This window comes from Bacillus cereus group sp. MYBK222-1, assembly GCF_051916425.1.
GTDB lineage: Bacteria > Bacillota > Bacilli > Bacillales > Bacillaceae_G > Bacillus_A > Bacillus_A paranthracis.
In genome coordinates this window covers 226,146-249,172 of the sequence record NZ_JBQAGP010000003.1, presented here as the reverse complement: position 1 = coordinate 249,172, position 23,027 = coordinate 226,146, and the positions used below count along the sequence as shown (strand labels likewise).

Below are 23,027 nucleotides of genomic sequence, written 5' to 3'. Positions count from 1 at the left end.
TATGGACAATATGTAATTTTACAAAAACTTAAAAAAGAATGAAGAAAGCAATTCATATAATAAAGAAGTAAAAGAGTTTTCTCATTTTTAATGTGAGAGGGGGAAGCACAGGGGGAATTCTATGTATTCGTATATTTTCTATTGTATATTCCTGTGCGAAAAGGAAATGAAAATTACGATAATAGGTACCGGATACGTTGGATTGATTACAGGAGTAGGATTGGCAGTATTGGGACATTCGGTTACATGTTTTGATATAAATGATGAGAAAATTGAACGGATAAAACAAGGGGATCTGCCTATTTATGAAGCTGGCTTATATGAATTAATATATGATGCGTTTGAGAATAATCGTTTAACTTTTACAACAAGTAAAGAAGAAGCATTTCATGATGCAGAATTTATATTTATTGCAGTTGGAACGCCATCGTTATTAGATGGGACAGCAGATTTAACATATATTCAAAATGCATGTTTTGATATTGGAGCATATGCGACTAAAGACATTATTGTTGTTACAAAAAGTACTGTTCCTGTAGGGACGAATGGTGCTATGAGGGGATGGATTGAGGAGACATTACAAAATAGGCATGAATTACATATTGTATCGAATCCCGAATTTTTACGGGAGGGTTCAGGGATTTACGATTTTTTTCAGGGAGATCGTATCGTAATTGGAGCTGATAATGAGGAAGCGGCGCGAAAAGTTGAGAATTTATATAGTAAATTACATTTGCAAACGTATGTTACAGATATAAAAAGTGCAGAGATGATTAAATACGCATCGAATGCCTTTTTAGCGACAAAAATTAGTTTTATCAATGAAATTTCAAATATATGTGAGAAGGTAGGAGCTAATGTATTAGATGTTGCAAAAGGAATGGGAATGGATAAGAGAATTGGGTCGTCTTTTTTAAATGCGGGCATTGGTTACGGGGGATCGTGTTTTCCGAAAGATACGAAAGCGCTTGTGCAAATTGCAGGGAATGTGGCACATGATTTTCGTTTGTTAAAAGCCGTCATTGAAGTAAATAATAAACAACAGCTATTATTGATTGAGAAAGCGAAGAAAGTAATAAATATGAACAAGAAGCGAATTGCAGTGCTGGGAGCAGCATTTAAACCGAATACAGATGATATAAGAGACGCACCGTCCCTTATTATGATACAAGAATTAATGAATATAGGTGCAGACATAGTGCTATATGACCCGAAGGCGATTCAAAATATGAAAAATATCTTTGGAGAGGCTATACAATATAGCGAATGTATAGATGAATCGATTAGAGGAGCGAGTGCGGCTTTTATCGTGACAGAATGGGAGGCTATCCGAACGTATCCGTTAGGAAAGTACGTACAACTTATGAGAGAACCTATTTTATTTGATGGAAGAAATTGTTATACTAATGAGGATGTTAAGAAACAAGGAATAGATTATTATTCTGTTGGAAGAGAAAGTATTCATAAGAGGGATTTTTCCGTTATTCGTTAAAAAGGTATGTATTCATGTATATTCTTATATGTCATAATAGGATTTGTAACTAGTGAAAGAAAAGAGGCAATGAAATGACTGAACGTTTAAAAGTAATGACAATTTTCGGGACACGTCCAGAAGCAATTAAAATGGCACCTCTTGTATTAGAGTTGCAAAAGCATCCAGAGAAAATTGAATCGATTGTGACTGTAACAGCACAACATCGTCAAATGTTAGACCAAGTATTAAGTATCTTTGGAATTACACCAGATTTCGATTTGAATATTATGAAGGATCGCCAAACTTTAATCGATATTACAACGCGTGGTTTAGAAGGTTTGGATAAAGTAATGAAAGAAGCAAAGCCGGATATCGTACTTGTACATGGTGATACGACGACAACGTTTATCGCAAGCTTAGCTGCTTTCTATAATCAAATTCCAGTAGGTCATGTCGAGGCAGGACTTCGTACATGGGATAAATATTCTCCATACCCAGAAGAGATGAATCGTCAATTAACAGGTGTAATGGCAGATCTTCATTTCTCACCTACAGCAAAATCAGCAACGAACTTACAGAAAGAAAATAAAGATGAATCACGTATTTTCATAACAGGAAATACAGCGATTGACGCACTAAAAACGACTGTAAAAGAAACATATAGTCATCCTGTACTAGAGAAACTTGGAAGTGATCGTCTTGTACTTATGACAGCTCACCGTCGTGAAAACCTAGGAGAGCCAATGCGTAATATGTTCCGTGCAATTAAGCGTCTTGTTGATAAGCATGAAGACGTACAAGTTGTGTATCCTGTTCATATGAACCCTGTTGTTCGTGAAACTGCAAATGATATTTTAGGCGATCATGGCCGCATTCATTTAATTGAGCCGCTAGATGTAATTGATTTCCACAATGTTGCAGCTCGTTCATACTTAATGCTAACTGATTCTGGTGGTGTACAAGAGGAAGCTCCGTCATTAGGTGTACCGGTTCTTGTTCTTCGTGATACAACAGAGCGTCCAGAAGGTATTGAAGCAGGTACGTTGAAATTAGCGGGAACAGACGAAGAGACAATCTTTAGTCTTGCTGATGAGTTGTTATCAGACAAAGAAGCTCATGATAAGATGTCAAAAGCATCTAATCCGTACGGTGATGGCCGCGCATCAGAGCGTATTGTAGAAGCAATCTTAAAACATTTTAATAAATAAAAAAACAGCCAAATCGCATGCGATTTGGCTGTTTTATTGCTGATTTCTCATAATCCACTCTGCATGAGCATTCGTAGAAGGAGGGGGATCAGTTGGTGTTTTGTTCTGATTCTGATTCGTTTCTTTCTTCGCTTTCTCGTTAGAGTTCGAATTTGAAGAAGGAGTGGATTCCGTTTTTGTTGTTGAATTTTCTTGCGTGGTTACCTTTTCTCCTAGTTCTTTTTTAATTTCGTTACGTACTGCCTCAACACCGTTTGGATCTGGAAGGAAGTAATAAATACCACCTATTTTTTTGTCTTCTCCTTCAAGTTTGAGTGTTTGTATTGTGGAAGGATCAAACCCAGAAAGCTTCTTGTAAAGAGCAAGGCCATCTGAAATAGGAATGTCAGTTTTTATATATTTTCCAACGACTGCTGTCAAATCTTTAATTTTAAATACGGTAGAGGTGGAATTTAGTTTTTGAGCAACAGCAGCTAGTAATTGTCTTTGTCTAGCAGCCCGGCCATAGTCACCATTCGGATCTTGCTTTCGCATACGAACGTAAGCGAGTGCTTCTTCACCATTTAATTCTTGTTGTCCTTGCTTAAATTCGATTTTTTTGTAGTAATCCACGTCTGAACGCTCCCAAAAATCGAAGGGGACATCAACAGTAACACCGCCAACAGCATCAACAATACCTTTAAAGCCTTGGAAATCAATTTTAAGATAATGGTCGACAGGCACTTTTAGAAAACCTTCGACAGTTTTGATTGCCATTTCTTCTCCGCCGTAAGCATGCGCAGCGTTAATTTTGTCCTCTTTATTCTTTCCGACGATTGGAACGCGACTATCCCGAGGAATACTCATAAGCGAAATCTTTTGCGTTTTCGGATTGACTGTCGCAAACATTAATGAATCTGTACGACCATTTTGGCCGTCTGTTGCATAATCTTCTATACCCATAATAAGGAGTGTAAAAGGCTCCTTTGTAATTTCTACATCTTCGGTTCTCAAATCCGATTTTTCACGAGTAAAACCACTATACATCCCCATGAGAGAAGAGTAGGAATTTAATATATAAAGTCCTACACTACCAAATAAAAATAAGAAAATAAGGAAGTAGAAAAACTTTCTTCTTCGTTTCTTTTTTATTCTGCTATTTTGGAGATGATAATAACGTTCTTCCATATATAATCTCCTTAGTTCATTTGTAGGAAAGTAATTCACTACATTAATCTTTAAAGGCGATACAGTATTTATTCTTAGATAACATCTTGTTCTAAGTACAACATATCTCCTTCTGTAATTGTACATTTCCCATTTGTTAATTCAATCATCCAATCCGTGAATGGTTGTTTTCCATCTTCTTCTACATACGTATCAAATGTGACATTTTCGAGGTAATGTATATCTTTAATAGCATATTTTGAATTGCGTAATTCATTTTCAATTTTACCAAGTAATGTGTAATCAATTTCGGTCTGCATAACACGCATTAATTTTCGCTCGACAACACCGACATGATTAATGCCTTCGCTTGTACATTTTCCATATGCGCGAATTAATCCACCAGCGCCCAGTTTGATGCCACCAAAATAGCGGGTAACGACAACGACGGTATCTTTTAAACCGCGTTTTTTTAGTACCTCTAACATAGGTACGCCAGCTGTACCGCTAGGTTCACCATCATCATTTGCTTTTTGAATTTGATCTTGTTCGCCAATTAAATAAGCAGAACAATTATGTGTTGCATTCCAGTTTTGTTTTTTGATTTTTTGTATGAATTCTTGAGCCTCTTCTTCGGTTGTAGCACGACTAACATAACAGATGAATCTTGATTTTTGAATAACAATTTCGTGTTCACCGTAGTCTTTTATTGTTAAATATTGTAATAACACTTGTATACGCTCCTATCCATCAAAATGACTAGTACTTTACATTTTAAAAGCGGGCGTTTTTATATTCAAACATTTTTTATAAATAAGCTGAAATTTTTGGTGAGTGTTTTACCTTTTTGTTGTAATTTGTCGAGATGATGAGTATAATTTCAAACCCGCATTTTCATGTATGGATGCACCATTTTTAGTTTTCGTGTAAAATTAGGAAATAAAAACTTTTTTATAAGGCAGGTACGAAAATGAAAACAGCTATTGTTACTGATAGTACAGCATATATACCGAAGCATATTCGTGATGAACTCAATATATATATGATTCCATTAAACGTTGTGTTTGGAACGGAATCTTATCAAGAAGAAGCTGAAATTTCAGCAGATGATTTTTATGTAAAAGTACGTGAGCAAGAAGAACTTCCAAAAACTTCTCAACCAGCAATCGGAAAGTTTGTTGAGCTATATGAAGAATTATCTAAGGATTATGATGCAGTTATTAGCATTCATCTTTCAAGTGGGATTAGTGGTACATATCAAACTTCAACGACAGCTGGTCAAATGGTAGAGGGTATTGATGTATATACGTACGACTCTGAAATTAGTTGTGAAGTACAAGGATTCTACGTGCGTGAAGGTGCAAAGCTAGCAAGCGAAGGGAAGGATCCAAAAGAGATTATCGCCCGTTTTGATGAAATGAAGAAAACGATGGACGCTTATTTTGTAGTAGATGATTTACACCATTTACAACGTGGAGGCCGATTAAATAGTGCGCAAGCTTTCATCGGTAGTCTGTTACAAGTAAAGCCGGTTTTATATTTTAGAGACAAAATCATTATCCCGTTTGAAAAGATTCGTACGCGTAAAAAAGCGTTAAAACGTATCATTGAAATTTTTGATGAGCAAGCAAGTAAGGGTGTACCTATGGAAGCAGTTATCATTCATGCACAACGTGAAGAGGAAGCGAATGAATGGAAGGCAGAATTAGAAGCAAAATATCCTCATGTTACAATCCGCACAGGTTATTTCGGTGCTGTAATTGGAACGCATTTAGGTGAAGGTGCATTAGGTCTTGGATGGTATACGAAGTAATAAAGATATAAAAAGCTCTCTTTCGGAAGAGGGTTTTTTTACGGATATTTTACGTGAAGTTGACAAGTTAATATTTGGAAATGGTAAAATGTACGTAAAATAAAATAATGAGGAAAGTTTTATAACTTACTTTTTACAAGAAACTATATTATAATAGAGGAGAGGTGAAACATATGGAGCATAATTCTTGTTTATGTCCAAAGTTTGAGTCAGCTTTTACTTTGCTTAGTAAGAAATGGACTGGCTTAATTATTAAATCTTTGCTGGAAGAGTCAAAACGTTTTAGAGAAATCGCAGATATTATACCGAATATGAGCGATCGTATGTTATCAGAGCGTTTAAAGGAATTGGAAAGCGAAGGCATTGTAGTTCGTAATGTTTATCCAGAAGTACCAGTTCGAATCGAGTACGGCTTAACGGACAAGGGAAAAGCGTTAGAAAGTGTTATGGATGAAGTCCAAAATTGGGCTGAGAAATGGATGAAATAACGTTTTGATTTCATCCGTATTAGTATATTTAATAAAACGTAAGGGAAACCTTGCGTTTTTTTCTTTGCTTATAAAAACCTTTTAAAACTCTACACATATATACAAAAATATGCATATTTTGCGATGGTGTTACATATAATATTACATTTGTTTTACAAAAGCGTAACATTAGCAAAAAAAATCCCGAATTATGGTATAAATTTTATAGGTTATATACGGAAAAAGAAAAAAGAAAGCGGTGTAAAAAATAAAATGAAAAAGCTAAAAATGGCATCTTGCGCATTAGTGGCAGGGTTAATGTTTTCAGGACTAACACCAAATGTATTTGCTGAAGATAAAATTTCTGACGTGAAATCACAAATTAATACACAAAATGACACTTTACATAAACAACAACAAGAACGTGATGAATTACAAAAACAAATGAATGACTTAAACAAAACAATTCAAGGTTTAGATAAGTCTGTTCAAGAGAATGCTGCAAAGCTTGATGAAACAACGAAAAAAGTTGCGGACACTGAGCAATTAATCGAAAAGAAAAATAAAGATATTGCAGAATTACAAACGAAAATTGCAAAACGTGAGGAGTTATTAAGAAAACGTTTAGTTGCACTTCAAGAGCAACCAAACACAAACGTTGTAACAGAAGTTCTTGTAAACTCTAAAAATCTTGCAGATTTAGTTGATCGTTTAAATTCAGTTTCTAAAATTCTTGAGTCTGACGAAGACATCATGAAAACACAACAAGAAGATCAAGCGAACGTGAAAAAAGATGTTGAAACGGTAAAAACAAAGCAAAAAGAATTAAAAGAAGCACAAGCTCAAATTGAAACTGCTAAAAAAGAACTTGATGTTGAAAAAGCGAAAAAAGCAGCGGCAGTAAACGATTTAAGCGGTAAAATGGATACAGTTGTAACTTCAATGACAAGTACGGAAGAACAATTGAAGGAGCTTGAACAACAGGCATTAAAATTACAGCAAATTGCTGAAAAAGAAGCACAAGAAAAAGCAGCACAAGAAGTTGCTGCTCAAAAACAAGCAGAACAAGCTGCTCAGCAAGCTCAGGCTCAACAAGCTCCAGCTCAACCAGCACAAGCAGAGCCAGCAGCACCAGCAAACAATGCTGTACAAGCTCCAAAAGAAGAATCTAAAAAAGAAGAATCTAAAAAAGAAGAGCCTAAAAAAGAAGAAGCGAAAAAACCAGCACCAAAACCAGCACCAGCACCAACAAATGATGTTGTTGAAAAAGCTAAAGGCTTAGTAGGTTTAAAATACGTATGGGGTAGTGCGTCAATTTCAAATGGTGGATTTGACTGCAGTGGTTTAATCTCTTATGTTTACGGTTTAGGTCGTCAAGATACTAGAGGTTTATGGAACTCTGTACAAAAGATTAGCGCATCTGAAGCAAAACCAGGAGATCTTATCTTCTTACAAGGTACTTACAGAACAGGCGTATCTCACGTTGGTATTTATATTGGTGGCGGTCAAATGATTCATGCTGCTGATGAATCAACAGGTGTTACTTACGGTAGCGTAAATAGCTCTTACAACCAAAAACATTTCTTAGGTTACGGTAGATTATAGGATTATAATTGAATAAAAAACGTGTATAAAGTCGATAGCTTACTATTTTATAAGTAGGTTATCGGCTTTTTTGCGTTTTTACGAGATTATAAGAAAGGCTTATAGTAGTGCTGGAGGTGATTGCTAATGCTTGCTGGAAAACAGTTGCTATTAGAAGAACTCTCTTCAGATTTACGGAGAGAATTAAGTGATTTGAAAAAGAGGGGAGAGGTTGTATGTGTACAAGGTATAACGAAGAATACTTCTAAATATATATGTCAGCGCTGCGGAAATATAGAGCAGCGGCTATTTGCATCATTTTTATGTAAAAGGTGCGGTAAAGCATGCGCGTATTGCCGGAAGTGTATCACGATGGGGAGAGTTAGTGAATGTGCTGTACTTGTTCGCGGGATTCATGAAAGAAACGGAGACAGGGAGCTAAATCCATTACAGTGGAATGGGGCTTTATCGATTGGTCAGGAGTTGGCGGCGCAAGGAGTTATAGAAGCGATTAAGCAGAAAGAATCTTTTTTTATTTGGGCTGTGTGCGGGGCTGGAAAAACAGAAATGTTATTTTACGGTATAGAAGAGGCGCTCCAAAAAGGAGAAAGAGTTTGTATCGCAACGCCAAGGACTGACGTTGTACTGGAATTAGCGCCGAGATTACAAGAAGTGTTTCCAAGTATAACTGTAGCTGCTTTATACGGAGGGAGTGTAGATCATAAAAAAGATGCAGCGTTAGTCGTTGCAACGACTCACCAACTGTTACGTTACTATAGAGCGTTTCATGTGATGATTGTAGATGAAATTGATGCCTTCCCGTATCATGCAGATCAAATGTTACAGTATGCAGTTAGGCAAGCAATGAAAGAGAAAGCAGCGCGTATTTATTTAACTGCAACCCCTGATGAAAAGTGGAAGCGTAATTTCAGAAGAGGGAAACAAAAAGGTATCATTGTTTCGGGAAGATACCATCGTCACCCGTTACCAGTTCCTCTATTTAGTTGGTGCGGAAATTGGAAGAAAAGCCTCCATCATAAAAAAATTCCTCGCGTGTTACTACAATGGTTAAAAATGAACTTAATCAAAAAGTATCCTATTTTTTTATTTGTTCCTCATGTGCGATATATAGAAGAAATAAGTCAGTTGTTGAAAGGGTTGGATAATAGAATCGATGGCGTGCATGCAGAAGATTCGATGAGAAAAGAAAAAGTAGCATCTTTCAGAAAGGGAGACATTCCGTTATTAGTTACAACGACAATTTTAGAAAGAGGAGTAACTGTGAAGAACTTACAAGTGGCTGTGTTAGGAGCTGAAGAAGAAATTTTTTCAGAGAGTGCGCTCGTACAAATTGCAGGCCGAGCGGGGCGTAGTTTTGAAGAGCCATATGGTGAGGTTATGTATTTTCATTACGGTAAGACAGAGGCAATGGTACGCGCGAAAAAACATATTCAAAGTATGAACAAAAATGCGAAAGAACAAGGATTGATCGATTAATGCATTGTTTACTTTGTGATGAGTATATGGTGGAAACAGTTAGTTGGTACACCTTTTTTGTAAAGTCCCCAAAAAAATATGTATGTGATAGATGTGAGCAAAAACTTTCCTATATTATAGGAGGAATTTGCATGGATTGTGGTCGTCCTTTAGATGACTTACCTACTCGATATAAAGAAAATGACATTTGCATGGACTGTGTAAGATGGAGGAATGAGGAAGGATATCGTCCTTTTAAAAATCGTTCGTTGTACGTGTACAATGATGATATGAAAGGTATACTAGCGCAATTTAAGTTTCGAGGTGATGCGGAGTTAGTTCGTATTTTTTATCAATCTTTTCGGGAGTTATTTCAAAAGTATTTTACGGACGTTTCAACTGTTATTGCTGTTCCGCTTAGTAGGGAACGGGAATATGAACGAGGTTTTAATCAAGCAGAGTTATTAGCAGCTTGTTTGCCTGTCAAAAATTTTTATTCATCATTAGGAAGGAAGGAAACAGAAAAGCAAAGTAAGAAGTCGCGTAAAGAAAGGCTTTCGGGAAGTAATCCTTTTTATTTTCAGAGAGAAGAGATGTTTCATGGTCAACATATTTTACTTGTTGATGATGTATATACGACAGGAATTACAGTGAGACAAATTGGAAGCCTTTTCTATGATAAAGGAGCAAGCGAAGTTTCTAGTTTGACGCTCTGTAGAAGTTGATCTGTAACTGTCGAAAGAGATAATAAAAAGACGATAAGTCTTCTTTGACTTCGTAAGTTGTCATTCGTTATAGTGAAATTATGGGGCAAATGCCCTGATTTTTAGAGTGAAGGGAATGGAATGAACATGCAAGGAAGAGTAAAATGGTTCAATGCAGAAAAGGGATTTGGGTTTATTGAGCGTGAAGACGGTGATGATGTGTTTGTTCATTTTTCTGCTATTCAACAAGATGGATATAAGTCATTGGAAGAAGGGCAACAAGTTGAGTTTGATATTGTAGAGGGAGCACGTGGACCGCAAGCAGCTAATGTTGTAAAACTGTAGGTATATTGTTTTTGGGAAGAGAAAGCTGCGCTTGTGGCAACGTTATATATATGGTAGAACCTCTTGTTTTTTTGCAAGGGGTTTTTGTTATAAAATGAGTTGTCAAAAAGTTGTTTCTTTTCTGTAACGAATTGTCCACAGTTATATTCGTTATTCACGATGTTAATAGGATAAAATAAAGATAGAAACGATGCATCTTTTCATTTCAACAAAAAACGATAAAAAAATCGCAATTCCACTAATTTTTTTAAAAAAGTTAGAAGGAGTTTTTAAGCCGGTGTCGAAATTATAGTACATAGGCTTGAAAGGAGGAATTCATCTATGAAATTCAACATTCGTGGTGAAAATATTGAAGTAACTCCAGCATTAAAGGAATATGTAGAGAAAAAACTAAGTAAGTTAGAGCGTTATTTTGATACATTCCCAGAGATTAAAGTTAATTTAAAAGTATACTCTGACAAGCAACGTGTCGAGGTAACAATTCCATTTACTGATTTATTACTTCGTGCAGAAGAAACTAATAGCGATATGTACGCTGCTATCGATTTAGTAGTTGATAAACTTGAGCGACAAATTCGTAAACATAAAACAAAAGTAAATCGTAAGTTACGTGAGAAAGGTTCTATGAAAACGAACTTTATCCTTCCAGAAGCAGTAGCTGTTCTGGATGAGGTAGAAGAGGATGAACTAGAACTTGTACGTACAAAACGATTCGATTTAAAACCGATGGACGTTGAAGAGGCAATCCTACAAATGGATATGCTAGGACATAATTTCTTCGTCTTCACAAATGCTGATACAAATGAAACTAACGTTGTATATGGCCGTAAAGATGGGAAATATGGTTTAATTGAAACTAAATAATAATTCAAAAGCGCAGCCGAAATGGCTGCGCTTTTTTTGCTGAAAATAGATTTTTTAAAAAAGTTTTCTCAATTTAGAACGAGACATTCGGCCGATTGTTGTCATAGTTATAAGACAAGTGTTACAATTATCATTAGGTATATACATTTTAGTTTTTTTAATTAGGAGAAAAATTGGCATAACATACATTTGATTTTTATAACGACTGATTGTAATAGAGAAAAAGAAAAAACAATCGGAAGTTTTATTTTAATAAAAAGAGGAGCGTATTTCCTATGATCGGTATTTTAAAAAAGGTATTTGATGTAAATCAACGCCAAATTAAACGTATGCAGAAGACAGTTGAGCAAATTGATGCATTAGAGCCATCTATTAAGCCATTAACTGATGAACAATTAAAAGGGAAGACGCTTGAATTTAAAGAACGTCTAACAAAAGGTGAAACAGTAGATGATCTACTACCTGAAGCTTTTGCGGTTGTTCGTGAAGCTGCGACTCGTGTTCTTGGAATGCGTCCGTATGGTGTACAGTTAATGGGTGGTATTGCCTTACATGAAGGGAATATCTCTGAAATGAAAACGGGTGAAGGTAAAACGTTAACATCTACATTACCTGTATATTTAAATGCTTTAACAGGAAAAGGTGTTCACGTTGTTACAGTCAATGAATACTTAGCACAACGTGATGCGAGCGAAATGGGACAACTTCATGAGTTCCTAGGATTAACAGTAGGAATTAATTTAAACAGTATGTCACGCGAAGAGAAACAAGAGGCTTATGCTGCTGATATTACGTATAGCACAAATAATGAGCTTGGATTCGATTACTTACGTGACAACATGGTTTTATATAAAGAGCAGTGCGTTCAACGCCCACTGCACTTTGCTATTATCGATGAAGTCGATTCTATCTTAGTCGATGAAGCGCGTACGCCACTTATTATTTCTGGACAAGCTCAAAAATCAACAGAGCTGTACATGTTTGCAAATGCATTCGTTCGTACGTTAGAAAATGAAAAAGATTATTCATTTGATGTGAAGACGAAAAATGTAATGTTAACAGAAGATGGTATTACGAAAGCGGAGAAAGCTTTCCATATTGAAAACTTATTTGATTTAAAACATGTAGCGCTTCTTCACCATATTAATCAGGCACTTCGTGCGCACGTTGTTATGCATCGTGATACAGATTATGTTGTACAAGAAGGCGAAATCGTAATTGTAGACCAATTTACTGGTCGTCTTATGAAAGGTCGTCGTTATAGCGAAGGGTTACACCAAGCTATCGAGGCAAAAGAAGGCGTAGAAATTCAAAATGAAAGTATGACGCTTGCGACAATTACATTCCAGAACTACTTCCGTATGTACGAAAAGTTATCTGGTATGACTGGTACAGCGAAAACAGAGGAAGAGGAATTCCGTAACATTTACAATATGAACGTTATCGTAATTCCAACGAACAAACCGATTATTCGTGATGACCGTGCAGATTTAATCTTTAAATCAATGGAAGGTAAATTTAATGCTGTTGTTGAGGATATTGTAAATCGTCATAAACAAGGGCAACCAGTTCTTGTCGGTACAGTTGCAATCGAAACGTCAGAACTTATTTCAAAAATGTTAACGCGTAAAGGTGTACGTCATAACATCTTAAATGCGAAAAACCATGCGCGTGAAGCGGATATCATTGCAGAAGCAGGTATAAAAGGCGCTGTAACGATTGCGACGAACATGGCAGGTCGTGGTACAGATATTAAGCTTGGAGACGATGTGAAAAACGTTGGTTTAGCCGTTATCGGTACAGAGCGTCACGAAAGTCGTCGTATTGATAACCAGTTACGTGGTCGTGCTGGTCGTCAAGGGGACCCAGGTGTTACGCAGTTCTACTTATCAATGGAAGATGAACTAATGCGTCGCTTCGGTTCTGATAATATGAAAGCGATGATGGATCGCCTTGGTATGGATGATTCTCAGCCAATCGAAAGTAAAATGGTTTCTCGTGCAGTAGAATCTGCGCAAAAACGTGTAGAAGGAAATAACTATGATGCACGTAAGCAGTTACTACAATATGATGATGTACTTCGTCAGCAACGTGAAGTTATTTACAAACAGCGTCAAGAGGTAATGGAGTCTGAGAACTTACGCGGTATTATTGAAGGTATGATGAAATCTACAGTAGAGCGTGCGGTTGCACTTCATACACAAGAGGAAATTGAAGAAGATTGGAACATTAAAGGTCTTGTTGACTACTTAAATACAAACCTTCTGCAAGAAGGAGATGTGAAAGAAGAAGAATTACGTCGCCTTGCTCCAGAGGAAATGAGCGAGCCAATTATCGCGAAATTAATAGAGCGTTACAACGAAAAAGAGAAGCTTATGCCAGAAGAGCAAATGCGTGAGTTCGAAAAAGTTGTTGTATTCCGTGTTGTAGATACGAAATGGACAGAGCATATCGATGCGATGGATCACCTTCGTGAAGGTATTCATTTACGTGCTTACGGTCAAATTGATCCACTTCGTGAGTATCAAATGGAAGGGTTCGCAATGTTCGAGTCAATGATTGCTTCTATTGAAGAGGAAATTTCTCGTTACATTATGAAAGCTGAAATTGAACAAAACTTAGAGCGTCAAGAAGTTGTTCAAGGTGAAGCTGTTCACCCATCTAGCGATGGCGAAGAGGCGAAGAAAAAACCAGTTGTAAAAGGTGACCAAGTGGGCCGCAACGATTTATGTAAATGTGGTAGCGGTAAAAAATATAAAAACTGCTGTGGCATTGGGAAGTAATATAGGGCGGTAGCCCAGGCTGCTTTGCAAACTTTTACATCAAAAATGTATAATTAAGAAGGATTAAACTCTCTCCGTCATAAGTGGAGAGAGTTTCCCTTGTTTTCATACGAAAGTAACAGCAATTACATAGAGGTGAAGGAAATGGAATTAGTAGAAATTAGACAGGAATTAGAGAAAATGGCTAAGAGATTAGCGGCTTTTAGGGGGTCTCTTTGACCTCCCTACTAAGGAGAAACAAATTGCAGAATTAGAAGAGAAAATGATGGGCGCAGGATTTTGGGATGACCAACAAGGCGCACAAGCTGTAATTAACGAAGCAAATGCACTGAAAGATATGGTTGGAAAGTTCCGTCAGCTAGATGAGACGTTCGAAAACCTAGAAATTACGCATGAGCTTTTAAAAGAAGAGTATGATGAAGATTTACATGAGGAACTTGAATCAGAAGTAAAAGGCTTAATTCAAGAAATGAATGAGTATGAGCTGCAGTTACTACTTAGCGATCCTTATGATAAAAATAACGCCATTTTAGAATTACACCCAGGTGCTGGTGGAACAGAGTCACAAGATTGGGGCTCTATGTTACTACGTATGTACACACGTTGGGCTGAAAAACGTGGGTTTAAAGTAGAAACTGTTGATTACTTACCAGGTGATGAAGCTGGTATTAAGAGCGTTACTTTATTAATTAAAGGTCATAACGCTTACGGTTACTTAAAAGCTGAGAAAGGTGTACATCGTCTTGTACGTATTTCACCATTCGATTCTTCAGGCCGCCGCCATACATCGTTCGTATCTTGTGAAGTTGTACCTGAGTTCAATGATGAAGTTGAAATTGAAGTGCGTACAGAAGACTTGAAAATTGATACGTATCGTGCAAGTGGAGCGGGTGGACAGCACGTTAATACGACAGATTCAGCAGTTCGTATTACGCATACACCGACAAATACGGTTGTAACGTGTCAGTCAGAGCGTTCTCAAATTAAAAACCGTGAGCATGCGATGAAGATGTTAAAAGCGAAATTATATCAAAAGAAATTAGAAGAGCAACAAGCGGAGTTAGATGAAATTCGCGGAGAACAAAAAGAAATCGGATGGGGTAGCCAAATCCGTTCTTATGTATTCCACCCATATTCTCTTGTGAAAGACCACCGTACAAATACTGAGGTCGGTAATGTGCAAGCAGTTATGGATGGAGAAATTGATCCGTTTATTGATGCTTACTTACGTTCTCGCATCTAATAAGCTAAGTGAAAAAAAGCCAACAAAATTGTTGGCGCACGTTGAGGATATAGAGGACATAAAGAGTGCTATTTTATTTATATGGATGAAGTACAGAGGAAGAGAAGTTGGAAACGACAACTTCTCTTTTTGATGGGATTATATGTAGCATACAATGTTGTATATTGTTTTGTAAAAAGTAGAAAATAGTAAAACAGATTGGCAATAGAGTAAGGCTTTCTACAGAATTTTTCTAAATTCCCGTTCAAAAAGAATCCTTTATAGAAGTTTATAAGTTGTTCACAGAATTGAAACAACTTATAAAAGCTTTATATCATTAGGGTTCTCACTTTATTTTTGAAGAATATGAAATACACCTTAGTTTTTCTATATAAAGATAATGCTTATAATGAAAATGAGTGTGTTAGGAATGAAAAGAATATCAACAATGGGGAGCGATAGAAGTGAAAAAGAAATTATTGGCTATTGCGCTAGGAACATCAGTCGTTTTTGCTTTAGGAGCGTGTGGAAATAAAGAAGAGAGTAAGTCTTCGAACCAGTCTGCAAGTACAGACAGTGCAGAACAAATTTTCCAAAGAAGTTGTGCTGGGTGTCACGCAACAGATTTATCAGGAGCAACTGGACCTGATTTAAGAAAAGTAGGCGGGAAGTACGACGCTGCAGATATCGAAGAAATTATTAAAAAAGGTCGCGGTTCAATGTCGCCAGGACTTATTCAAGGTGAAGATGCGAAAAAAGTAGCTGAGTGGTTAGCTGAACATAAATAAAAAGGGGTAAAATGGACGAGTTGATTCATATAATCAACTCGTTTCCCTTTTTTTGGAATGTAACATAACTGTAACAAAAATGTATCCAAACTGGAAACCGTTTGATGTTACAATGAGGTTTGTAGAATTTTGCTGAAATATATTACATAGAGTAGTATTGCTTAGAAAAAGAGTATAAGTAGACTACCTTCAACAAGAGTGGTTTAAAAGAGAATAAAGGTTTAGCTTTTATTTTCAAATGTACAGAAAAGTATTTCGAAAAAAATCATTAAGTATTGGGTGATAAATAATGATAAAAATGACGAATGTTTATAAGGAGTACCCGAATGGTATGAAAGCCATTGCTGGTCTCACAGTTAACATTAAACAAGGCGAGTTTGTATACGTAGTTGGACCGAGTGGAGCCGGAAAATCTACATTTATTAAAATGATGTATCGTGAAGAGAAGCCATCTACAGGATCAATTAATGTAAATGGTCTTACTATCGAGTCATTAGCAGAAAGAGACGTTCCATATTTCCGTCGTCAATTAGGCGTGATTTTCCAAGATTTTAAATTACTACCTAAATTAACGGTATATGAGAATGTTGCGTTTGCCTTAGAAGTAATTGAAGAAGAGCCAGATGCAATTCGTGAGCGTGTAACAGAAGTGTTAGGTCTTGTAGGTCTTGAAGATCGTGCAGACGCACTTCCAAGCGAACTTTCAGGCGGGGAGCAGCAACGTGTTGCGATTGCGAGAGCAATTGTTAATAGACCAAAGGTTGTAATTGCCGATGAGCCAACAGGTAACTTAGATATTGAAACAGCTCTTGATATTATGAAGATTTTCACGCGCATTAATGAGCGTGGTACAACGATCGTTATGGCGACACATAACGCAGATATCGTAAATACAATCCGTCATCGTGTAATCGCGATTGAAGGCGGAAAAATTGTTCGAGATGAGATGGAGGGAGGATACGGATATGAAGGCTAAGACCCTTAGTCGACATTTGCGAGAAGGTGTAAAGAATCTATCACGTAACGGATGGATGACGTTTGCTTCTGTTAGTGCAGTAACAGTTACATTATTACTTGTAGGTGTCTTTTTAACAGCGATTATGAATATGAACCATTTTGCGACGAAAGTAGAGCAAGATGTAGAAATTCGTGTACACATTGATCCAGCAGCAAAAGAAGCTGATCAAAAGAAATTAGAAGATGATATGAGTAAGATTGCAAAAGTAGACTCTATTAAATATTCTTCTAAAGAAGAAGAGTTAAAACGTTTAATTAAAAGCTTAGGCGATAGCGGAAAGACATTTGAGTTATTTGAACAAGATAACCCACTTAAAAACGTATTCGTTGTAAAAGCAAAAGAACCAACAGATACAGCAACAATTGCGAAAAAGATTGAAAAAATGCAGTTTGTAAGTAATGTTCAGTACGGAAAAGGGCAAGTTGAACGATTATTTGATACTGTAAAAACTGGTCGTAACATCGGGATTGTGTTAATTGCTGGTCTTTTATTCACAGCGATGTTCTTAATCTCTAATACAATTAAAATTACAATTTATGCTCGTAGTACAGAAATCGAAATTATGAAACTTGTAGGTGCAACAAACTGGTTTATTCGTTGGCCGTTCTTATTAGAGGGATTATTCCTAGGAGTATTAGGATCAATTATTCCAATTGGCTTAATTCTAGTTACGTATAATTCGTTGCAAGGTGTGTTTAACGAAAAACTTGGCGGAACAATTTTCGAACTTCTACCATACAGCCCATTCGTATTCCAATTAGCTGGTTTACTAGTGTTAATCGGGGCTTTAATCGGTATGTGGGGAAGTGTAATGTCAATTCGTCGCTTCTTAAAAGTATAAAAAGTTGCAAACATAATTCGTACAAGCTTATCATATAGTAGAAATAGGTAAAGGCATCACACACTGTGTGATGCCTTTTGCTACACCACCTGTGTGTTTTGGAAAGGGGAATTCCGCATTGAAACGTAGAGTTGCAATTATTGGAATGGTTGTTGCATTTTTAATTGGTGCTGGCGGAATGTTTGCGGGTATGTCTTTATTTGGGGTTAACCCAGCAGAAGTAACGCAAACAATTTCGAATGGAAACGCTAGCACTGCGCAAGGGAATTTGGCAAAAATTAATGAGGCGTATGCACTAATTGATTCACGTTATGTGGAAGACGTGAAAGATGAAAAATTAGTCGAAGGTGCAATACAAGGCATGTTGTCTACGCTGAAGGACCCTTATTCCACGTATATGGATAAAGAAACGGCTAAACAGTTTAGTGAATCACTTGATCCCGAGTTAGAAGGGATTGGGGCTGAGGTGAACAAAACGGACGGTAAGCTTATTATCGTATCTCCAATTAAAGGCTCACCAGCAGAAAAGATTGGAATTAAACCGAATGACCAAATTTTATCTGTAGATGGAAATAGTGTGAAAGATTTATCACGTGAAGAAGCAGTATTAAAGATTCGTGGTAAAAAAGGAACGACTGTTGCGATTGAAATTAAGCGTGCAGGAGTAGCTGATCCGATTGTATTTAAAATTAAGCGTGAAAAAATTCCAATCTTCACAGTGTTTAGCTCTGTGAAACAAGAGAGTGGAAAAGATATCGGTTATATGCAAATCACTTCTTTTGCTGAAAATACAGCGAAAGAATTTAAGGATCAGTTAAAAGAGTTAGAGAAGAAAAACATAAAAGGCTTAGTTATTGACGTACGTGGTAATCCAGGTGGCTACTTAAATAGTGTAGAAGAGATACTAGGAGAAATTATGACGGATAAAAAGCCGATGCTACAAGTAGAGCAAAGAAATGGTGAGAAGAAGAAATTCTCTACGGAACTAAAAGAGAGAAAGCCATATCCGATTTCAGTATTAATTGATAATGGAAGTGCTTCTGCTTCAGAGATTTTAGCGGGTGCGCTAAAAGAGGGAGAAGGATACGATTTAATTGGTGAAAAAACGTTTGGCAAAGGTACTGTTCAGCAAGCTGTTCCATTTAAAGATGGCAGCAACATCAAATTAACGATGTTCAAATGGTTAACACCGGATGGAAACTGGATTCATAAAAAAGGAATCAAGCCAACTGTAGAAGTGAAACAACCAGATTATTATCATGCGACACCAATTCAAATTGAAAAGACACTTTCATACAATGCAAATGATGTACAAGTAAAACATGCCCAAGAAATGCTTAAGAGTTTAGGGTATGTACCAGGACGTGAAGATGGCTACTTTAGTAAAGAGACAGAATCAGCACTGAAAGCATTCCAAAATGCGAATAAGATGGAAGCGACAGGACAGCTCGATAAAAAGACAGCTGAGGCGATTCAAACGAAAATTATTGAAAAAATCCGTTCTGGAGAAAATGATCTACAATTACAGTCAGCATTAAAATTAATGGCGAAATAAAAAGAAATACAGGCAGTTTGCTGCCTGTATTTTTTTGTGTTAAACAAACGTTTGTCCAGTTATGATAATATAAAAAGAAAGAATGATATAAATGGTGGTGAATGGGTTCGTGGAGGCATGGATTTTTGAAATAATGCGGGCAGTTGGACGTTTTTTCTTACACCCTGCTGTCTATGTATTTTTTATAAGTAGTATCTTCGTTGGATACTTACGTATGTTACGAGAACGAAAAGATTTTTCTTTTAAAGTTTATGATATTTGGTTTGAACTGCGAACATCTTTATTGGCGGGAGTTAAATACGGATTAATCGTATCTATCATTACGATTGGGCTCGGACTTGTTGTTTCTAAGGCGAGCTTATGGGCCATTTTACTTTGGACGTTACTATTTGGATTAACTGCTATGTATCGATATTTATCAGCGGCTTATACGTTTAGTATCGCGATTGTATGTGTTCTATTATCTTCTAAGCTACCAGTTTCTTTCTTACAGCTTGGAGAAGGTGAAGAGAATACAATCGTATCCCTTGCTATTTTGCTAGGCATCATGCTCGTTGTAGAGGGCTTGTTGATTTCTAAAAATGCAGTAGGATATTCGACGCCGAAGATTAGGAAGGGTAAGCGCGGATTAAAGATTGGTTTACACGAATCAAAGCGTTTATGGATCATTCCTATTTTTATTCTTGTGCCAGGTGACGCAGTAACGCAGTTTATTTCATGGTGGCCTGTCGTTTCAATCGGTTCACATACATATTCTCTATTCCTCGTTCCATTTTTAATTGGATTTATGAGAAGGATTAGAAGTTATGAGCCGACGGAAGCTTTATTATTTACAGGAAGACGTGTGTACGGATTAGCAGGACTTGTGCTTGTTTTAGGAATCGCAAGTTATTGGTGGCACGTACTTGCCATTATTGCAATGGGCGTTGCAATGCTTGGACGTTTTACAATTTCCATGCAAGAGAAAATTGCGGATGAAACAAGACCAGCGTACTTCGCTGCACGTAATGATGGACTCGTTGTACTAGATACAATTCCAAATACAATTGGAGCAGAGCTGAATTTACTGCCTGGAGAAATGATTACGAAAGTAAATGGAGTCATTCCAAGAAGTGCTGAGGAATTTTATGATGCGCTTCAAACGAAGACGACAGGAGCATTTTGTAAATTAGAAGTATTAGATACAAATGGAGAACTTCGCCTTGCTCAAACGGCATTATACGCTGGTGGACATCACGAATTAGGTATTGTGTTTGTTCAGCAGGAGCATGAGTGGGATTCGGAAGCGATGTAATAGAAGAAAAGGTATCACCTTGTGGTGATGCCTTTTTTTGTGTAAGCAGGGCGGTAGTTATAGTACATGAAATTTATATCGGCGATTATCGGAATATATCAGCGCAACTTGAAATATATCGGCGATTTTGCAAATATATCAGCGTAACTCGAAATATATCGGCGATTATTCGAATATATCGACTTTCCGGCCAATAACGACAACTATCGCAAAGCTTATTTTCAGTTTCATAGACGGATAACTTGAATAATTATTTGATAATAGTTATCATTTAGAGAGTCTTTTTAATTTTGGAAAATGGAGGTAAGATATGCTGCGTAAATTTTTCTCGTACTATAAACCGTATAAAGGTTTATTTATACTCGACTTTTCTTGTGCGGTTGTCGCAGGATTATTAGAACTCGGCTTCCCGCTTATCGTAAATCAATTTATTGATAAGTTATTGCCAGGGCAAAACTGGACGCTTATTTTATGGGCTTGTTTCGGTTTACTCGCAGTTTATATGTTAAATGCAGGCTTACAATATGTCGTTACATATTGGGGACATATGCTTGGTGTTAACATTGAAACAGATATGAGGCAGAAATTATTTGATCATATTCAAAAGCTATCATTCAGATTTTTTGATAATAATAAAACAGGTCATTTAATTTCACGCCTTACAAACGATTTAATGGAGATTGGGGAAATTGCTCACCACGGGCCAGAAGATTTATTTATTGCCGTTATGACTTTAGTTGGGGCATTTTCATTTATGATGATGATCAACTGGAAGTTAGCGCTATTAACGTTCTTCGTCATTCCATTCTTATTATGGTTGGCACTTTACTTCAATAAAAAAATGACAGGTACATTTAGACGTTTATTCTCAGATGTTGCTGATTTCAATGCATGTATTGAGAACAACGTTGGTGGTATTCGCGTTGTACAAGCATTCGGAAATGAAAAGTTTGAGAAAGAGCAATTTGCTGTTAACAACGCTCGTTTCCGTACAACGAAATTAATGGCGTATAAAATTATGGCGCTAAATTCGTCAATTAGTTATATGCTTATGCGTCTCGTAACGCTCTTCGTCTTAATATGCGGTACGTGGTTTGTTCTGCAAGGAGAATTAACGTACGGTGGATTTATCGGATTCGTTCTATTAACGAATATTTTCTTCCGTCCAATTGAAAAAATTAATGCGGTAATCGAAAGCTATCCGAAAGGGATCGCCGGTTTTAAAAGGTATGTAGAGCTTCTTGAAACAGAGCCAGATATTGTGGACTCTAAAGATGCAATGGAAGTAAAACATGTACATGGTGATATTCAATATAACAACATTACATTTGGATATGAAAACAAAGAACCGATTTTAAATGATATTAGTTTGAAAATACATGCAGGTGAAACAGTTGCGTTCGTTGGGCCATCTGGAGCTGGAAAAACGACGTTATGTAGTTTATTACCACGCTTTTATGAGCAATCATCTGGATCGATTCAAATTGATGGTATTGATACGAAAGACATGACGTTATCTTCACTCCGTAAGCAAATTGGAATCGTGCAGCAAGATGTGTTCTTATTCTCAGGAACGATTCGCGAAAACATTGCTTACGGAAATTTAAAAGCATCAGAGGCTGAAATTTGGCAGGCAGTAAAACGTGCGCAATTAGAAGATTTAATTTACTCACAACCAGACGGTTTAGATACTGTTATCGGTGAGCGCGGCGTGAAACTTTCAGGCGGACAGAAGCAACGTCTAGCTATTGCTCGTATGTTCTTGAAAAACCCGCCAATTTTAATATTAGATGAAGCGACTTCCGCATTAGATACAGAGACGGAACTTGCGATTCAAAAATCACTTGCTGAACTATCTGTCGGCCGTACGACGTTAGTTATCGCTCATAGACTGGCAACGATTAAAAATGCAGATCGCATCGTCGTTGTAAATAAAGATGGGATTGCAGAACAAGGTTCACATGATGAATTAATTGAGCAAGGCGGAGGATACAGCAGGTTATACGAAGCGCAGTTTAGTTCGTAAATATAATTTTTGCCGAATTAGCGCACCATAAGTAAGTGGAAATCTTATATGGGAGGCTATACGGTATGATTGTAACAACAACTTCTACAATTCAAGGGAAAGAAATTATTGATTATGTCGATATCGTGAATGGAGAAGCGATTATGGGGGCGAATATCGTTCGTGACCTTTTTGCTTCTGTCCGTGACGTTGTCGGTGGTCGCTCAGGCGCTTACGAAAGCAAATTGAAAGAAGCACGTGACATTGCAATGGAAGAGATGAAAACTCTCGCAAGACAAAAAAATGCGAATGCCATCGTTGGTATCGATGTGGATTATGAAGTCGTTCGCGAAGGAATGCTAATGGTTGCTGTGAGCGGGACTGCTGTTCGTATCTGAAGTAAAAAGCCGTGCTGATGCACGGCTTTTTATATGCTATGT

At 37.0% G+C, this 23,027-nt stretch carries 20 protein-coding genes; 18 read left to right on the top strand and 2 right to left on the bottom strand.

Annotated elements, in window-relative coordinates; translation table 11 throughout:
* The first annotated feature begins 121 nt into the window (after positions 1-121).
* Positions 122-1,492 carry a UDP-glucose dehydrogenase family protein gene (locus ACTFR9_RS17260; RefSeq protein WP_229136628.1) on the top strand — a complete coding sequence of 457 codons (1,371 nt, stop codon included), beginning with the start codon at positions 122-124 and terminating at the stop codon, positions 1,490-1,492.
* A 74-nt stretch (positions 1,493-1,566) separates the two neighbouring features.
* Complete coding sequence (gene wecB / locus ACTFR9_RS17255; protein ID WP_000140134.1) at positions 1,567-2,682, top strand: non-hydrolyzing UDP-N-acetylglucosamine 2-epimerase; 1,116 nt, start codon at positions 1,567-1,569, stop codon at positions 2,680-2,682.
* A gap of 33 nt (positions 2,683-2,715) precedes the next feature.
* Here the strand turns inward: wecB and ACTFR9_RS17250 are convergent, their stop codons facing one another.
* Entirely contained in the window at positions 2,716-3,849 is a 1,134-nt protein-coding gene (locus ACTFR9_RS17250; RefSeq protein WP_000392770.1) for an LCP family protein, read from the bottom strand.
* 74 nt (positions 3,850-3,923) lie between these two features.
* Complete coding sequence (locus tag ACTFR9_RS17245; protein ID WP_000926683.1) at positions 3,924-4,559, bottom strand: YigZ family protein; 636 nt, start codon at positions 4,557-4,559, stop codon at positions 3,924-3,926.
* Between the two features lie 239 nt (positions 4,560-4,798).
* Here ACTFR9_RS17245 and ACTFR9_RS17240 point away from each other — a divergent pair, with 239 nt between their 5' ends.
* The 16 genes from ACTFR9_RS17240 to ACTFR9_RS17165 all read left to right on the top strand — a co-directional run bounded on the left by ACTFR9_RS17240 (position 4,799) and on the right by ACTFR9_RS17165 (position 22,985).
* On the top strand, positions 4,799-5,641 hold the full coding sequence (locus tag ACTFR9_RS17240) for a DegV family protein (RefSeq protein WP_000844764.1): 843 nt from the start codon (positions 4,799-4,801) through the stop codon (positions 5,639-5,641).
* A gap of 173 nt (positions 5,642-5,814) precedes the next feature.
* Positions 5,815-6,129 (top strand): winged helix-turn-helix transcriptional regulator, encoded by a 315-nt coding sequence (locus ACTFR9_RS17235; RefSeq protein ID WP_000400857.1) that lies wholly within the window; start codon positions 5,815-5,817, stop codon positions 6,127-6,129.
* Between the two features lie 147 nt (positions 6,130-6,276).
* Positions 6,277-7,713: a C40 family peptidase gene (locus ACTFR9_RS17230; RefSeq protein ID WP_229136644.1), complete on the top strand. Its 1,437-nt coding sequence runs from the start codon at positions 6,277-6,279 to the stop codon at positions 7,711-7,713.
* Between the two features lie 126 nt (positions 7,714-7,839).
* Positions 7,840-9,189 (top strand): ATP-dependent helicase ComFA, encoded by a 1,350-nt coding sequence (gene comFA / locus ACTFR9_RS17225; RefSeq protein WP_214328440.1) that lies wholly within the window; start codon positions 7,840-7,842, stop codon positions 9,187-9,189.
* Positions 9,189-9,893 carry a ComF family protein gene (locus tag ACTFR9_RS17220; RefSeq protein WP_025991713.1) on the top strand — a complete coding sequence of 235 codons (705 nt, stop codon included), beginning with the start codon at positions 9,189-9,191 and terminating at the stop codon, positions 9,891-9,893. The genes comFA and ACTFR9_RS17220 overlap by 1 nt, the downstream gene beginning before the upstream one ends.
* Before the next feature lie 126 nt (positions 9,894-10,019).
* A complete protein-coding gene (gene cspC, locus ACTFR9_RS17215) occupies positions 10,020-10,217 on the top strand; it encodes a cold shock protein CspC (protein WP_001162041.1) in 198 nt (65 codons plus the stop codon).
* Between the two features lie 321 nt (positions 10,218-10,538).
* Positions 10,539-11,081, top strand: a complete 543-nt coding sequence (hpf, locus tag ACTFR9_RS17210) for a ribosome hibernation-promoting factor, HPF/YfiA family (protein WP_000671190.1) — start codon at positions 10,539-10,541, stop codon at positions 11,079-11,081.
* Between the two features lie 275 nt (positions 11,082-11,356).
* Positions 11,357-13,864 carry a preprotein translocase subunit SecA gene (secA, locus tag ACTFR9_RS17205; protein WP_000579366.1) on the top strand — a complete coding sequence of 836 codons (2,508 nt, stop codon included), beginning with the start codon at positions 11,357-11,359 and terminating at the stop codon, positions 13,862-13,864.
* 144 nt (positions 13,865-14,008) lie between these two features.
* Positions 14,009-15,107, top strand: a protein-coding gene (prfB, locus tag ACTFR9_RS17200; RefSeq protein WP_096001716.1) for a peptide chain release factor 2 whose coding sequence is annotated in 2 segments (ribosomal slippage) — positions 14,009-14,080 and positions 14,082-15,107 — 1,098 coding nt in all. Because the reading frame shifts where the segments join, the coding sequence is not laid out codon by codon here.
* A gap of 443 nt (positions 15,108-15,550) precedes the next feature.
* A complete protein-coding gene (cccB, locus tag ACTFR9_RS17195) occupies positions 15,551-15,874 on the top strand; it encodes a cytochrome c551 (protein WP_000727972.1) in 324 nt (107 codons plus the stop codon).
* A gap of 289 nt (positions 15,875-16,163) precedes the next feature.
* A complete protein-coding gene (ftsE, locus tag ACTFR9_RS17190; protein ID WP_000594318.1) occupies positions 16,164-16,850 on the top strand; it encodes a cell division ATP-binding protein FtsE in 687 nt (228 codons plus the stop codon).
* Positions 16,840-17,733, top strand: coding sequence for a permease-like cell division protein FtsX (gene ftsX / locus ACTFR9_RS17185; protein WP_000645019.1), 894 nt, complete (start codon positions 16,840-16,842; stop codon positions 17,731-17,733). The genes ftsE and ftsX overlap by 11 nt, the downstream gene beginning before the upstream one ends.
* Before the next feature lie 118 nt (positions 17,734-17,851).
* Positions 17,852-19,288, top strand: a complete 1,437-nt coding sequence (locus ACTFR9_RS17180; protein ID WP_000830290.1) for a S41 family peptidase — start codon at positions 17,852-17,854, stop codon at positions 19,286-19,288.
* Positions 19,289-19,379: 91 nt separating this feature from the next.
* Positions 19,380-20,582, top strand: coding sequence for a PDZ domain-containing protein (locus ACTFR9_RS17175; RefSeq protein WP_033688294.1), 1,203 nt, complete (start codon positions 19,380-19,382; stop codon positions 20,580-20,582).
* 310 nt (positions 20,583-20,892) lie between these two features.
* Complete coding sequence (locus ACTFR9_RS17170; protein ID WP_000944619.1) at positions 20,893-22,608, top strand: ABC transporter ATP-binding protein; 1,716 nt, start codon at positions 20,893-20,895, stop codon at positions 22,606-22,608.
* A 65-nt stretch (positions 22,609-22,673) separates the two neighbouring features.
* Positions 22,674-22,985 carry a YbjQ family protein gene (locus ACTFR9_RS17165; RefSeq protein WP_000637521.1) on the top strand — a complete coding sequence of 104 codons (312 nt, stop codon included), beginning with the start codon at positions 22,674-22,676 and terminating at the stop codon, positions 22,983-22,985.
* Positions 22,986-23,027: the final 42 nt, after the last annotated feature.

What these genes read in the sequence shown, in the direction of transcription:
- ACTFR9_RS17165 (WP_000637521.1), top strand. Translation starts at nt 22,674, where the DNA reads ATGATTGTAACAACAACTTCTACAATTCAAGGGAAAGAAATTATTGAT.
- cspC (WP_001162041.1), top strand. Translation starts at nt 10,020, where the DNA reads ATGCAAGGAAGAGTAAAATGGTTCAATGCAGAAAAGGGATTTGGGTTT.
- wecB (WP_000140134.1), top strand. Translation starts at nt 1,567, where the DNA reads ATGACTGAACGTTTAAAAGTAATGACAATTTTCGGGACACGTCCAGAA.
- ftsX (WP_000645019.1), top strand. Translation starts at nt 16,840, where the DNA reads ATGAAGGCTAAGACCCTTAGTCGACATTTGCGAGAAGGTGTAAAGAAT.
- ACTFR9_RS17240 (WP_000844764.1), top strand. Translation starts at nt 4,799, where the DNA reads ATGAAAACAGCTATTGTTACTGATAGTACAGCATATATACCGAAGCAT.
- ACTFR9_RS17250 (WP_000392770.1), bottom strand. Translation starts at nt 3,849, where the DNA reads ATGGAAGAACGTTATTATCATCTCCAAAATAGCAGAATAAAAAAGAAA.
- hpf (WP_000671190.1), top strand. Translation starts at nt 10,539, where the DNA reads ATGAAATTCAACATTCGTGGTGAAAATATTGAAGTAACTCCAGCATTA.
- ACTFR9_RS17175 (WP_033688294.1), top strand. Translation starts at nt 19,380, where the DNA reads ATGGTGGTGAATGGGTTCGTGGAGGCATGGATTTTTGAAATAATGCGG.
- ACTFR9_RS17260 (WP_229136628.1), top strand. Translation starts at nt 122, where the DNA reads ATGTATTCGTATATTTTCTATTGTATATTCCTGTGCGAAAAGGAAATG.
- comFA (WP_214328440.1), top strand. Translation starts at nt 7,840, where the DNA reads ATGCTTGCTGGAAAACAGTTGCTATTAGAAGAACTCTCTTCAGATTTA.
- ACTFR9_RS17235 (WP_000400857.1), top strand. Translation starts at nt 5,815, where the DNA reads ATGGAGCATAATTCTTGTTTATGTCCAAAGTTTGAGTCAGCTTTTACT.
- ftsE (WP_000594318.1), top strand. Translation starts at nt 16,164, where the DNA reads ATGATAAAAATGACGAATGTTTATAAGGAGTACCCGAATGGTATGAAA.
- ACTFR9_RS17220 (WP_025991713.1), top strand. Translation starts at nt 9,189, where the DNA reads ATGCATTGTTTACTTTGTGATGAGTATATGGTGGAAACAGTTAGTTGG.
- secA (WP_000579366.1), top strand. Translation starts at nt 11,357, where the DNA reads ATGATCGGTATTTTAAAAAAGGTATTTGATGTAAATCAACGCCAAATT.
- ACTFR9_RS17170 (WP_000944619.1), top strand. Translation starts at nt 20,893, where the DNA reads ATGCTGCGTAAATTTTTCTCGTACTATAAACCGTATAAAGGTTTATTT.